Here is a 13,828-nt window from a genome sequence, read left to right as displayed (position 1 = left end):
ATTCTGAATAGAATAAGTCCCAGAATACGACCCGAAATCTGGAAAAAAACTGGTTGTACTGTCGGTAAAAATGTTTCAATGGGCTATGATATTTACTATGATGTCCATAATGCCTCCTTAATAACAATTGAGGATGATGTCTGGGTTGCCAGTCGCAGCCTAATCCTTTGCCATAAAAGAGATCTAAAATCTTACTATAAGAACACAAGGTATAACGATCTTGGATACACAAAGGCACCTGTCATTTTAAAAAAAGGTTGTGTTATAGGAATGGGCAGCATAATTATGCCTGGCGTAACTGTAGGAGAAGGTGCCATTGTAGGTGCTGGTTCATTAGTAGTAAAAGATGTGCCCGCGTGGACTATAGTTACAGGTAATCCTGCCAAAGTAGTCAAAGAGATCCAGGAAAAAGTTTCTCAGAATCAAAAATCGTCGCATGTCATAAACTTTCCCCGTCAGGAGAAGATTGAAGATGCACAGGTCTTGTCACAAACTTCAAATTTCATTTAGTCAAAAACTAAAATTTAGCTTCTAAATCAGCCAAAGAAAAACTGATTTGCTCATTATATTTTAAATCACAATTTTTGAGTACAATAACAGGTCTATCTTTTTTAATAGTAGCTAAGAAATTTACTTGCTCAAAAGAGTGGCTATTATAGTAATAAACAAAAGGCCTCTTTGTTTTAATTCCTATAGTGTTTAACATGCTTATATTTAGGAACGTTGCTCCTATAATTTCATAGATTATCGTAAACCACTTTCTCTTGCCGAAAACTACATAGGTGTCTTCTTTTTCAAAAAACACTATTTGGTATCCTTCAGAATCCTGATATCTCCATTTGTAAAAATCGGAAGTTCTACAGGTGGTTACTGAATCATTACTAAACTCTGCAGACTCTTTTAAAACAAGATCATCTATTTTTATTATAACCCCGGGCGATATTTTTCTGAAGGGATTGAGTAGGCCCACCTTAAAGGAATCTACGTCAAGAATCTTTTCCCATCCCATCTTTAAATAGCCGGGAAGACTATTTTTATTAGGAGTGTTAAAAACAATATCATATTTTTTCCGGCAATTATGAAGTCCTTGCAGGGTTAATTTTTTAAAGAGGCCCTTTCCGCGATATTCCAAATCGGTCACAGTATCTACAGGTCTAATAGCTCTTATTATTTCTTTATTTTGAGGAAACCTGAATTCCCAAAACATGAACATTCTGACTCCTATAATCTTTTTTCCATCTAAAGCCAATAACCCGTAGGATCTTCCAAAAGGATTTTGTAGATGCTTCCAATTAAACAGATCGGCCGAATAATCAGATCTTAAATTGGTTTGAATTAATCCAATAACATCATCCAAATCCTGTTCATAATTTATTTCCCGAAATTCTATCTTGTCTATCTTTTTTCTTTTAATTATTACCTGATCCATATATTGAATGTAACTAAATTATTCCTGCCAGGTCCCCTAAAGAAAATCTGGTATGTCTCGACAACGGGCAATTTTCTCCTCTAAACAAAACAGTAGGCTTATATCTCTTAACAGATCCAATAAATTTAATTTTCTTCCAGTGCTCACTATCTAAAAAGAAAATCAAAAAAATTTTCAATCTTTTCGCTAAAGAATTTATCATTTTTGAAAAATATATGGGATCTCCAAAAATTTCCTCTACTACAAGTACCTTGAAGCCTTTTAATCGAATAGTTTTAAAAATAATTATTAAAGATTTTTCTTCATTAAAAGAAGCTACCTGATAGTCGCTCAGGGAATAACGCCAAGAAAAAAAAGAATCTGAAAAATTAGTTGTAAATCCTGAATTACTTTTGTGATTCTTATATCTTATTTCATTTAATGGAATAAAACTTAACTTTAGGCTCCGGGACATAAAATTGGCAATACCAATTTTGCAGTACCCGATATCATCCAATGCCTGCCAACCCATCTTCAAATTTCCGGGGATACTACTTTTATTAGGAGTATTGAAAATACACCGGTAATTTTTTCCGATAGATTCAAGAAATTTTGAATTCAGAGAGTTAAAAATCCCCCTTTTTCTAAATTTATGGTCTACTGCAGTATCGACCATTCTCAGGCTCTTTAAAATTTCTTCATTTTCTAAATTTAAAAATTCCCACTTCATAGCCATTCTTACCCCTATAACCTTTTCTTCATTTAAAGCCACTAATCCATAAGAAGGGCCGAAAGGATTGTCTAGATGTTTTCTCTTAAAGAAGCGGATTGTATAGTTGGAAGCTAAATTGTTCCGGATTAGATTTACTATCTGATCCAGATCCTGATTGTAATTAATTTCCCTGATTTCTATCATCTTACAAATATTTTCATCCAAAGCCTCTTCACCGGAATAACAGTTAATTTCTAGTTTTTTAATTAATCAAACACAGATAACAAAAACTACTGTTAAAACTGTTTTTTTACTTTTAAAATTAAAGGATGTAAACCAGAAACTTTTGTTTTAAACTCAGTCAGGGGAGTATCTGAATCTACAGCTATGCGAGAAATTCTAAAGGGGTTTATCTTTTTCTCATTAACTTTATGATCAAATAAAAATGCCATTTCAATACCTTTTTCCTGGAGCAAAGCTTCTGTATATTCACTCAAATTGCCATTAGGATAAGCAAATACTCTGTAGTCACCTACATCATTTTTTTCGAAAAAATTTTTCGCCTGTTCCAGTTCATTTATCAGATCCTTTTTTTCAAGTTTATCAAACATAGGATGAGTATGAGAATGGTTTCCAATGAACACTCTGTCTTTTTCCAGTTCTTTTACTTCATCAATTGTTAACTGCTGTTGGGAAGTGGCAGGATATTTTTCCAGAAGTTGTATCCTGTCTTTATTTGATAATGCTTTACTTTCATTTATAAGTTTTAAAATATCTTTTTCCGACAGTCCTTTCTTTTTTTCATTTTTTCTGATCGTGTTCCACCAAAAATCCTTGCTTGAGTTTATAAGATCTGTAATGATGAAAAGACATGCACCTATTTTATACTTCTTTAAAACTGGAAATCCCTTTTTAAATACTGTGATATCCCCGTCATCCAAGGTTATTAACAAAGGATGTACAGGTAACTTTTTGTTGTAGAACAAATGATCTTTTAAGGTTGAAATGTCAATAATATTATATTGAGATTTCAACCAAATTATTTGAGTTTCAAAATTAGCTTCATCCACAATATCATGATATGCCAATACCCTAAGCCGATTTTTAAAGAGGCTATTAAAAATTGGGTGAAATAATTTTAAGGTGTTATAGACCAAGTTTCTCATTTACTACTTCCTCTATTGATTACCTCCTCGTACAACTCCTCATATTTCTGAGCAATAGTTTGAATTTGAAACTTTGCCTGCGCCAGCTTTCTCGCATTTTCGCCATAGTGCCTCAAGCTTGAAAAGTTTCCTAAAGCATAAACAATTTTATTTGACAATTCCCCTACCTCGCCTTTCTGAAAAATTAAAGCACTACTTTCATCAACACATTCCAGATTTTCGCCAATATTAGAGGCTATTATTAGTTTTTGAGCCATCATTGCCTCTATTAAAGCACCGGGCAGCCCTTCTGCATAGGAAGGATAAACAAAAACTCTGGATAATTCGAGAAGTTCAGCGACATCTAATCTTCGACCTAAAAGTTTTACATGATTAGCAATGTTCAAAGCCTTCGCTCTATTTTCTAAAATCTTGTGGTATTCCCCGTGACCAGCAATAAGTAAAATAGCATCCGGATATTTTTCCAAAACCGCCGGCAATGCATTAATTATATCCAGCTGCGCTTTTCTCTCGATCAACCTGCTAACATTTAGAAGAATGTTATCAGTTTTGAGACCAAGAGAAGCTTTCTTACTGTTTTTTTGTTCTTCATCAATAAATCCCTCGTACTTTGAAAGATCCCTTCCTCTGTAAATCACTTCTATTTTTGACTCCGGTACGCCTAAAGCTCCACCTTCCGCCTTTTTTATTGTTTCAGAATTAGAAATATAAAAATCAACCTTTCTTGCCGATTGCTTATCCATTTGATAAGCCAGCCAAAGTTTAGCTTTATTAATAAGATTTTGATTTTGATATCTTTGAGGCGTATAGGTATTATTTACAAAACTACCCATTAAAGGTATTTCCGGAAATTTTTTCTTCATTCGCCTTGCAATTATATCCGACTTGAATAAAGTAGAATGAATTAAAGATGGTTTTTCCTCTTTATAAATAGTAGTAAGCGCCTGAGTCGCTTCCTTAAAACCATACTTTTTATTAATATTCAGCGAATATACTTTTATGCCTGATTTTTCTAAATCATTCTTTAGCATGTCTCCCTTGTATACGTGAACAAAAATAGGAATGTACTCCTCAAAATTCCTGGCAATTTCTACCAAACTTCTTTCCGCACCGGAACCTTGCAAGGTGTCAATTATGAAAAGTACTTTTTTAAGTTTATTGCTCATTCTTTAATAGATTCTGAAAGATATATAAAGTTAATGATTGAAATGTTGGCATTATTAGAAGTTGAATTTTAATAGAATCTTTACTCTTCTAAATCTTCAAATGAAAGTCGGGTTCCTTTTATTAGGCTGCTTCGAACCTTTTTCCCTAGAACGACAGAATAATGCTTAGGATGCATACCAAAACCTGGCCTTATCGATCTTACATTTTCTTCTGAAATCAACTCTCCTTTATTAATATCTTTAACCACATAAAGTGAACGTGAAAAATCTCTTCCTTTTCTTTGTTTTTCAGTAAGTGAATAATCTACTATTCCAATTGCTTTTTCTGCCTCCCGAACAGCATTTACCATAGAAGTAAATTCTTTTTCGTCCATGGAAAAGGAAGCATCAGGTCCTCCAATTTCTTTATTCAAAATAAAATGTTTTTCTATAATTTTTGCTCCAAAGCAGGTTGCGACTACCGGAACCGTGTTTCCCATTGTATGATCTGAAAGGCCGGATATCACATTAAATCTTTCTGCCAGATCCTTCACCATTACCATATTTGCTTCATCAATAGGTGCCGGGTAGGAAGATGTACATTTTAACAGCGCCACATTATTATTCCCCATCCTGTGACAGGCGTTTAATGCCAGTTCTATATCTTCTCTTTTTGCAATACCTGTGGAGATAATAACCGGTTTGCCCTTAGAAGCTACCAGTTCTATGAGAGGTATGTCGGTAATTTCGAAAGAAGCAATCTTATATGCAGGAGCATTTAAACTTTCAAGAAGATCTACGGCCGTTGCATCGAAAGGAGATGAGAAACAAATCAATCCTTCTTCTTCTGCCGTTTTAAACAGCTGTTCGTGCCATTCCCATGGTGTATAAGCTTCTTTGTATAGATCGTGAAGATATTGACCATCCCATATTGTCCCCTGACTCAACATAAAATCTGGTTTTTTCACATCGAGGGTCATGGTGTCTGGAGTGTAGGTTTGGATTTTAACGGCATCTGCTCCCGTTCTTTTTGCTGCTTTAATTGTTTCCAAAGCTACTTCTAAACTACCATTATGATTTGCAGATAGTTCCGCTATAATAAAAACAGGATTATTCTTTCCAATTTCTACATTATTAATTTTCATATATCTCATTTTTTTCTTCACCTAAGTAACCATAACTAACATAGTTGTAAGATAGGTGAAAATTAAATTCAAAAAGATTAGGTCATTCTACTACCCTAACTATCGAGAATGCTTCCGCAAAGCTTTTTCCTACTACCACCCCCCACCTCTGTGCCTGAATCCTTAAAGCTTCAGGTGATCTAGGATGCGGATAGGCTCTTTTCTCAAATTCGTAACTTTCCATTCCTTTTATTTTCGCATTTACTGCCTCTTCAGATACTTCAAAAAATAAATTGGGGATAAATTGCTTTGCATGATCTGATGGTGCTATCCACTCCGTGCCGGATGGAGTTTCAAAGGAAATTATAATTTTTACTTTTTCTTCCTCCAGAGGTCGACATGCCGTAATAACAGCCTCAAAAGTCCGTTGATGATCAATGTTCACATCACCCCGATGATGAGTAAATATTACTTCAGGATGAAACTGCTGCTTTTCCTTTTCAACAGTTTTAATTATATCCAGCAAAGCAACCGTATCAAATCGATTATCTGGAAAATCATAGACCCCAACCGAATCATATCCTATTGCTTTACGGGCACTTTCTATATTCATTCTGTGAATTTTTAACTCATTTTGCCATTTTTCAGGATCGCGTTTTTCAGATCGGGATGTAATACCCTCCCCCAAAATAACGGCTCTTATTACACAGGAATATTCATGGATCAGCTTATGCATGGTAGCACCCAACCCCAGTAATTCATCATCGGGATGGGCTACGACAACTAAAATTCTTTTATTTCTTAATGATTCTAACATCTGCTATTATTTCTTTTTCAGATTTTAATGAAGCTCTTGTAAATTCGAAACGGAAATTACTGGTTTCAATGAAAGCTGGGGGATAACCTTCACAGTCCAGCATTCTTATATAATCAAATATTTTATTAGCTTCTTCTAAATTGGATATATTCCCTTGTTCCGGTTTTCGACGCTTAAATTCAACTACTTCTCCCTCTTGTGATATAGGTTTTAAATCCTTTTCAACGATTTCAAAAATCATTTCTTCAACAACATTGGAACTTCTAATAAAAATTTCCTGAGCTGTACCCAGTAATTGTAAATCTTCTTTTAAGTATACCGGACCGGTATCTAATCCCTTCTCCACTCTTATAGCCGAAATCTTTGTTTTTGTATGTCCACTGGCAATTAAGTTTTGAAGAGGACTTCCTCCACGTCCGAATGGCAAATCTGTCATATGAAAAACAATGCATTCAAAATTGGAAAAAATTCTGGGCGGAATAATATGTGACCAATGTGGTATAAAGACTTTTTCCGGTTGTAATTTCGCTAATTCTTCAAAAGAAAACTCTGCCTTTTTATCTATAAGTATCCAATCTACTTCTTTAAATTTCTTTTGAAGGGAAGAATGGAGACTTTTATGCCATGATTTTTCGGATAGAACAACAAATTTTCTCATCTATTTATGTAAATACTCAACAATTCCTTTTTCACTTCTTGTTTTTACAAATCCCAGTTTCTGAAAAACTATATGAGAAGCCAAATTTTCCTTTTTCACCAGAGCTTTTACCGGACCGGAAATGGTACTTCTACTGAGTCCGATTATTTTTTTTCCTAGACCCAATCCTCTAAATTTTTGTTCAATAAAAAAATCGATATACCAAAAGCCTTGCTCTTTCCTGTCATATCTTACCTGACCGATAGGGAGGTTTTTATTTTCTAAAATATAAATCTTGGAATAAGGACTACTATTTTTTTCTCTAAACCAGACTTGATGTTTTTTCCACTCAATCCTTTGAGGATCTATTGCATTTTTTCTGACATCTGAACTATTAGCCCACTTAAACAACAAGAAACTATCCTCCTCGACAACACCCCGTAATTTAAGTTCCAATTCAGCTTTTTTCATCAGATTTTCAAATTATAGCTTATGTATCTAAAAACAAAATTACTGAAGTACCGTCCACAACAACTTCTCCTTCATCATTTTCCACCCAGGATTTCAACGTCACTACAGGTTTATCCTTTCTTACATTAACTACCTCAACCCAAGCTGTAAGTTTTTGATCTAAAAAAACCGGTTTTTTAAAAAAAGTTTCTTGGCTTAAATAAATTGTCCCGGGTCCCGGAAGTTGAGATCCTAAAATTCCTCCAATTAAGGAAACCACCATAGGCCCCTGTACTATTCTGCGTCCAAAACGACTTTTTTTAGCATACTCCTCGTCGAAGTGAATTGGGTTCTGATCTCCAGAAAGGACGGAAAAATCTTTTACATCTTGCTCTGAAAATTCTTTGGTTAAGGAAGCTTTATCACCAATTTTTAAATCCATACCTGTATTTTTAATAGTTAAACTTCTTCTTCATGATTAAGAAAACCTATAAACTTTTTTATAAAGATCATCTTTAATAACCTTCCATTCGCTCTTTAAAAGTCCGATGCTCACCACATCCATAAAGGATCCATTTTTATTAACATGTTGCCTTAAATATCCTTCCTGCTTAAAGCCAAACTTCTCGTGCATCTTTATTACCTTTTCATTAAAGGAAAGAACTTCTCCACACAATTTATTTAGTTTTAATTCTTCAAAAACATATTCTAGTACTTTATATTCCACTTTTGCACCAATTCCTTTGCCTCGTATAGAAGTATCTCCAAGATAAAATCCCCAAAAACATTTACTATGTTTAAAATCGATATGGACCAAGTATACCAGCCCTAACTTTTTTTTCTGAAATTCAATAACCCAGTATCTACTGTTTTCTTCAAGACTAATTTTATCAAACCATTTTTTTTGTTGAACCGCCGATATTTCATTATCAGTATACATGTACTGACCCACTTCAGGAGAATTTCTCCACTGTCTGATCATTTCCAAATCGGCTTCTTTGACTTCTGTAAAGTTTATTTCATCCATGTATAAGCTGTTTAAAGTTCGTAAGGTGATTCGATGATGACTCTGCAATCTCCTTGCGTAAAGGAATCTCACCTATTATTTCTTTCTGGTTTAATATACTGGTAATAATAACCCTTAATTTATCAGGGTAAAACTCTAAAGCGTTGAAAGACGGCACCAATTCTCTTTCTTTAAAATAGTTAAAGAATTTCTTCTGATTTTCGGCATAATAACATATTATGGGGAATGAACCGGCTGCTATCACTTCATATAAAATACCACTAGAAGGTATTATGGATATATCTGCACTTCTTATTTCTGAAAGCATGCTTTCTTCATTTAAGGAAGACAAGACTCTTATTCTTGACTCGCCATGTGCGATGGCATCAATAGATTCTTTATGAGGATATGCTGCCCCCAATATTACCGTAACTTCCTTAATTTCCTTAATATTCTTCACGACTGTCAAAACTGATGCTGTTAAGTTTTGAAAATCAGATCCTCCAAAACAAATCATGACCTTATTAACTTCCAAAAAATCCTTTTTTAATTTGGCAGCTTCCAAGAAACAAGGTCGCAATAGTGCGTATTCGGGACCTAAAGCAAACTTGGTATATTTTTGAGCTTGATAATTCTCTGGAGAAATTCCAGGAGAATGGTTGATTACAAGATCTGCGAAGAATTCTTTGTCATGTATGTCATCAATACAAACAAGTTTACTTCCTTTCTTCTTTATTTCTTTTTGATATTCAGAGTCCAAACCATAATGATCTAAAAGTACAATTTCGTCTCCAGAAAGAAGCTTAAAAAAGTCTTCTTCAGAAGAAATAATTTTTAATTGGAAATTGTTTTTATTTAGTTCAGCTATTAAGCTATCAGGAATTTCTTTTGAAATAAAAGTTATGAGAAAAGCTTCTTGCAGCATATGAGCAAGAGCTATACATCTTACTAAGTGTCCTAAACCGATCTCTGGGCTTCCATCTGCTCTTATATAAACTTTTCTTCTAATGTCCGCCATTGTCGCTTTTATAAAATTACAAAGTCCTTCTTAAGGAATATTTATTTCTCAAAAGACATCTTAAATTTCACTTCTGCCAAGTCCCAATCTATTGGATTATCTATGTCTTGGGTCTCCATTTCGGTTATTATTATGCTACCGGTATTATCTGATAATATAGTTCCACTTTCCAAAAGACTCCTGGTTCTGACAAAATAAAACTGCCCTGCATCATGATATGCTTTTTCAAGATCCTGAGACCGGGATTCTTCAAATTCCGGGAAAAAGAACTGCAGTTTTTCTTGCTGTATTTTCAATGCCCTTTGGATAGGATAACCAAAGGGAACTACAGGAAATACAGCATTAAGATTTTCTGCCAATAATTTTTCATGTGCGTCTATTAGTTTGACCTCAGTAACAAAAGGAGCTGTAGGATAGATGCAGCACACATTTTCAAACTTTTCCCCCAAGGCTCGGTATTCCCTAAGAACTTCCAAAAGAACGTCTGCCGTGGTTGCAAAGTCATCAGCATTTTCACTACTTCTCAAAAATGGCACCACTGCTCCATGTTTCCGTGCTATTTCAGCGATCTCTGTGTCATCTGTAGAAACCATCACCTCTTTAAAAAGATTAGTTTTTAACGCGGCTTCTATGGAATATGCTATAATGGGTTTTCCCATAAAGCTCTTAATGTTCTTCCTAGGAATACGCTTACTTCCACCACGTGCCGGTATGATACAGAGATTTTTACTCACCATAAAAAGATTTTACTTTTGAAATAATAAATTCCTGCTCTTCTGTCGTGAGTGTTGGGAACATTGGCAGACTAATGCAGTGCCTGTAATAATTCTCAGCCTTTGGAAAATTTCCTTCTTTCCATCCAAAACTTCTATAATAAGGCATAAGATGGCAGGGGATGTAATGAACCTGCGCAAAAATTTTGTTTTCTCTTAAATAATTATAAAGTCCCAGCCGGTTTTCAACTTCAATAATATATAGATGGTAAGCGTGGCCTTCAACTACCCCCGACTGCCCTTTTATAAATTTTCCATTCTGAAATTCGTTAAAATATTTTTGAGCAATTTCTCTTCTTCGAATTAGTCCTTTATCAGCTCTTTTTAGCTGACTGCTTCCCAAAGCCGCCTGAAAATCTGTTATTCTATAGTTGTAACCCAAATCCTGCATTTCCATATACCAGCCCGGATAATTATCCTCTCCACCAGCAAACTCTATGGAATTCTCATATAAATCATCATTCTTGACAATCCCGTGGGTACGAAGTTGAAGTAGTTTATTATACAAGACTTCATCATTAGTAGTTATCATTCCTCCTTCTCCACTGGCTATATGCTTGACAGGATGGAAAGAAAATATCGCTAAATCGGCAAACTTTCCGTTACCGCAGAGTTGTTTTTCATTTTGAGAGTCAGTAAAAAATCCACCCGGAGCGTGACAAGCATCTTCTATAATCCAAAGCTCATATTCTTTTGCTAATTCTTTATATTCCTCCAAATTAATTGCACGTCCTGCAAAATCTACCGGAATAATTCCGGAGTAAGTTCCTTTGGGAGCTTCAGAAAGTAATTTTCTAACTGAATTGATATCCAAAAGATATGTCTCCGGATCAATATCAGCAAAAACCACTTCTCCTCCACAATATCTTACGCAGTTTGCCGAGGCAGCAAAAGTTATTGGAGTTGTAATGACCTTATCCCCTTCTTTCACTCCTAAAGCAAGAGCACAAAGATGGAGAGCTGCAGTACCATTTGCTACAGCCACTGCATATTTACTGCCGGTGTACTCAGCAAAAGCTTCTTCAAACTCCTCAATCCTAGGACCTTGAGTTAAATAATCAGATTTAAGAGTTTCAATGACAACCTGAATATCTTCCTCAGTAATATGCTGCCTTCCGTAGGGAATAGGTTTATTTTTCATCATTATTTATTGTTGAGCCACTTCAAAAGTTTCATCTATATGTTCTTTGATTAAAGAACGTAAAGAATCTACAGTTTCCCATTCTGCGTTCTCTTCAGAATTATATCTGAAACCCTGGGGAACCTTTTTAGCATTAAATTTTTCTTTAAACTCTTCCAGATTCCATCGCGGGTTTGATGGTAAAATAGTATAGTATTTTCCAAGATCGTAGGTGTAAAAAGAATCAGAAGGAGTGATCATTTCTTCATGAAGCTTTTCGCCAGGTCTAATCCCTACAATTTTCTTTTCACAATCCGGACCAATAGCTTCCGCAACATCCATAATCTTATATGAAGGGATTTTTGGAACAAAAAGTTCACCTCCCCATGCATTTTCTAAAGCATGCATAACCATATCCACACCTCCTTGTAAGGAAATATTAAACCTTGTCATTTCAGGATCTGTAATTGGCAAAACCCCCTCTTCCCTTTTGTCCATAAAGAAAGGAATCACAGATCCATTTGATCCCATAACGTTTCCATATCGCACCACTGAAAATTTAATGGGATTCCAACCCTTAATATTGTTAGCTGCTATAAAGAGTTTATCGGATGTAAGCTTTGTAGCCCCATATAAATTGATAGGAGCACAGGCTTTATCTGTCGAAAGGGCAACTACACGTTCCACTCCGGTTTCCAGACAGGCATGAACAACATTTTGTGCTCCCCCTACATTAGTTTTAATACATTCATCGGGGTTATATTCTGCTAAATGCACATGTTTCATTGCAGCAGCATGTATTACATAATCTACATCCTTAAAGGCGCGAACCAGACGCTCTTTATCTCTCACATCTCCAATAAAGAAACGAATTTGAGGGTATTGGTCCGAAGGAAATTCCTGGGCCATTTGAAACTGCTTTTGCTCATCCCTGGAAAATATTATAAGCTTCTTGATATTTGGATACTTCTTTAAAATATGATTTGTAAGGGCTTTTCCCAATGATCCGGTTCCGCCTGTAATTAATAAACTCTTATTCTGTAACATTATTTTCAAATTTAGATCGTATAATTTTTTCTAGACTATTGGCAACAATAACATCGTTTTCGTCGACGTCATATTCCTTATAATAGGTAGGATAGACTTCATTCAACGTATACCCTGGTGCTAATTTGGCAGTAAGATCATTAAATGATAATTGAAGCTCAGAAAAATTGACTGGTTTAGAGCTTATTTCTTCTAAATCTAGATCAGGAGAGAAGGTGTAAACGCCAGACAGCGTTTTATACCATGCCCGTCCAAAAATGACGACAGATTTTCCACCTGTAATAGCCTCCCAACCAACGGTTCCAGTTATGGTTGCACAAACTTTAGAATTCTTAATTAAGTCATAGGTATTGTATGAAGGGGAAACAAATTCAAGATTAGGAATTCTTTCTAACCTTCTAAAAAATTCAGGATTTCTCATAAAATAAGTCTGCTTAGGATTTTCCTTTACATAGATCTTCCAATTTTCGGGTAAAATAGAGGACAAATGTTCCAAAGCTAAAGCCTGATCCGAATACTTACCTCCAAGGGAAGAGGTCGTTTTTTCTGGTTGTAGGTGTAATGCAAAATAAACAAAGGGAACATTTAAATTAAGTTCAGCTGCGAGTTTCTTTCTGTTTTTTTCATATTGCTTTCGTAGCTTATAACGGTAATAAGCCTGACTCCTGTAATTTGATTTAAGTAAATCCTTTGTCAATTGATATTCGGGAACATATTTAGTCAACTCATTATGTAATGAAGCTGGACCTTTAATATTAGACAATTTAAAGCCATCTCTACGATTCACCTTCATATAAGGCAAATCCTTCTCAAATTTATTTTCAATAACTATTGGAGGATAGGGGCCAAAAAGCCTTTTAGTAGTACTAAAGGTTCCAAAATCCTCAAATTCCCAATAGTGGAAAAATCTGTTAGGAAAAGTTGTTTGTTCTAAATATAAAGTCTTTATACCCATTTCTTTTGCCAGTAAATGAGGAATGTAATCATAGCCGGCATGAGGGGAATTGTTTTGGACGAGCAAATCGATATTATTTTCAGTGAATAAACCATAATAGTAATTTATCATTAAGTTGAAGTGATCGAGATACTGATGGTAGTTAAGTTCATTGTAGTTAACCGAATTATGCAGGTTAACCCTCGAATACATGTCTATAAACTTAGGTAGATGATCATACACCCTATCATAAATATCTACCGGCACAAATTTATATTCACCATTCAAGCCTTTAGAGCCAAGATTTACAAACTTTTTCTTGCTGGCAGTAACCGTCTTCTGGACCACAGCATTCTCAATTATTCCTTTTTCTTTAAAATCTTTTATAAGATAATTTTCCCATTGATCGTGAGGTGTATTAAGGATATACAAATTAAGGGGCTTATTCATGGAGTCTATAGTTACAATGAA

General features: G+C 34.9%; 16 protein-coding genes. 1 reads left to right on the top strand and 15 read right to left on the bottom strand.

Annotated elements, in window-relative coordinates; all coding sequences use genetic code 11:
* Positions 1-78 precede the first annotated feature (78 nt).
* Positions 79-510: an acyltransferase gene (locus tag OU683_RS07365; RefSeq protein ID WP_268136775.1), complete on the top strand. Its 432-nt coding sequence runs from the start codon at positions 79-81 to the stop codon at positions 508-510.
* Positions 511-517: 7 nt separating this feature from the next.
* Here the strand turns inward: OU683_RS07365 and OU683_RS07360 are convergent, their stop codons facing one another.
* The 15 genes from OU683_RS07360 to OU683_RS07290 form a co-directional block, all read right to left on the bottom strand.
* Entirely contained in the window at positions 518-1,429 is a 912-nt protein-coding gene (locus OU683_RS07360; RefSeq protein ID WP_268136773.1) for a GNAT family N-acetyltransferase, read from the bottom strand.
* Positions 1,430-1,442: 13 nt separating this feature from the next.
* Complete coding sequence (locus OU683_RS07355) at positions 1,443-2,324, bottom strand: GNAT family N-acetyltransferase (protein WP_268136771.1); 882 nt, start codon at positions 2,322-2,324, stop codon at positions 1,443-1,445.
* 92 nt (positions 2,325-2,416) lie between these two features.
* Positions 2,417-3,208 carry a polysaccharide deacetylase family protein gene (locus tag OU683_RS07350; RefSeq protein ID WP_268136769.1) on the bottom strand — a complete coding sequence of 264 codons (792 nt, stop codon included), beginning with the start codon at positions 3,206-3,208 and terminating at the stop codon, positions 2,417-2,419.
* 74 nt (positions 3,209-3,282) lie between these two features.
* Positions 3,283-4,452, bottom strand: coding sequence for a glycosyltransferase (locus OU683_RS07345; RefSeq protein WP_268136767.1), 1,170 nt, complete (start codon positions 4,450-4,452; stop codon positions 3,283-3,285).
* 80 nt (positions 4,453-4,532) lie between these two features.
* Complete coding sequence (pseI, locus tag OU683_RS07340) at positions 4,533-5,576, bottom strand: pseudaminic acid synthase (RefSeq protein WP_268136765.1); 1,044 nt, start codon at positions 5,574-5,576, stop codon at positions 4,533-4,535.
* 82 nt (positions 5,577-5,658) lie between these two features.
* Entirely contained in the window at positions 5,659-6,372 is a 714-nt protein-coding gene (locus OU683_RS07335; RefSeq protein WP_268136763.1) for a PIG-L deacetylase family protein, read from the bottom strand.
* The gene (locus tag OU683_RS07330) at positions 6,350-7,030 is read right to left on the bottom strand and encodes a formyl transferase (RefSeq protein ID WP_268136761.1); all 681 of its coding nucleotides are present in this window, start codon (positions 7,028-7,030) and stop codon (positions 6,350-6,352) included. Before OU683_RS07330 ends, OU683_RS07335 begins: the two co-directional genes overlap by 23 nt.
* Positions 7,031-7,480 (bottom strand): GNAT family N-acetyltransferase, encoded by a 450-nt coding sequence (locus OU683_RS07325; RefSeq protein WP_268136759.1) that lies wholly within the window; start codon positions 7,478-7,480, stop codon positions 7,031-7,033.
* Between the two features lie 19 nt (positions 7,481-7,499).
* Positions 7,500-7,901 (bottom strand): MaoC family dehydratase, encoded by a 402-nt coding sequence (locus OU683_RS07320; RefSeq protein WP_268136757.1) that lies wholly within the window; start codon positions 7,899-7,901, stop codon positions 7,500-7,502.
* Positions 7,902-7,937: 36 nt separating this feature from the next.
* Positions 7,938-8,486: a UDP-4-amino-4,6-dideoxy-N-acetyl-beta-L-altrosamine N-acetyltransferase gene (gene pseH / locus OU683_RS07315; RefSeq protein WP_268136755.1), complete on the bottom strand. Its 549-nt coding sequence runs from the start codon at positions 8,484-8,486 to the stop codon at positions 7,938-7,940.
* The gene (gene pseG / locus OU683_RS07310; protein ID WP_268136753.1) at positions 8,479-9,483 is read right to left on the bottom strand and encodes a UDP-2,4-diacetamido-2,4,6-trideoxy-beta-L-altropyranose hydrolase; all 1,005 of its coding nucleotides are present in this window, start codon (positions 9,481-9,483) and stop codon (positions 8,479-8,481) included. Before pseG ends, pseH begins: the two co-directional genes overlap by 8 nt.
* Before the next feature lie 41 nt (positions 9,484-9,524).
* Entirely contained in the window at positions 9,525-10,220 is a 696-nt protein-coding gene (gene pseF / locus OU683_RS07305; protein ID WP_268136751.1) for a pseudaminic acid cytidylyltransferase, read from the bottom strand.
* Positions 10,210-11,400 carry a UDP-4-amino-4,6-dideoxy-N-acetyl-beta-L-altrosamine transaminase gene (gene pseC, locus OU683_RS07300; RefSeq protein ID WP_268136749.1) on the bottom strand — a complete coding sequence of 397 codons (1,191 nt, stop codon included), beginning with the start codon at positions 11,398-11,400 and terminating at the stop codon, positions 10,210-10,212. Before pseC ends, pseF begins: the two co-directional genes overlap by 11 nt.
* Before the next feature lie 3 nt (positions 11,401-11,403).
* On the bottom strand, positions 11,404-12,423 hold the full coding sequence (gene pseB, locus OU683_RS07295; protein WP_268136747.1) for a UDP-N-acetylglucosamine 4,6-dehydratase (inverting): 1,020 nt from the start codon (positions 12,421-12,423) through the stop codon (positions 11,404-11,406).
* Positions 12,410-13,807 (bottom strand): capsular polysaccharide export protein, LipB/KpsS family, encoded by a 1,398-nt coding sequence (locus tag OU683_RS07290; protein ID WP_268136745.1) that lies wholly within the window; start codon positions 13,805-13,807, stop codon positions 12,410-12,412. Before OU683_RS07290 ends, pseB begins: the two co-directional genes overlap by 14 nt.
* Between the last annotated feature and the right edge of the window lie 21 nt (positions 13,808-13,828).

Source organism: Salinimicrobium sp. TH3 (assembly GCF_026676115.1).
GTDB lineage: Bacteria > Bacteroidota > Bacteroidia > Flavobacteriales > Flavobacteriaceae > Salinimicrobium.
The sequence above is the reverse complement of the archived record's forward strand: the minus strand, read 5'-3'. Positions and strand labels throughout refer to the sequence as shown.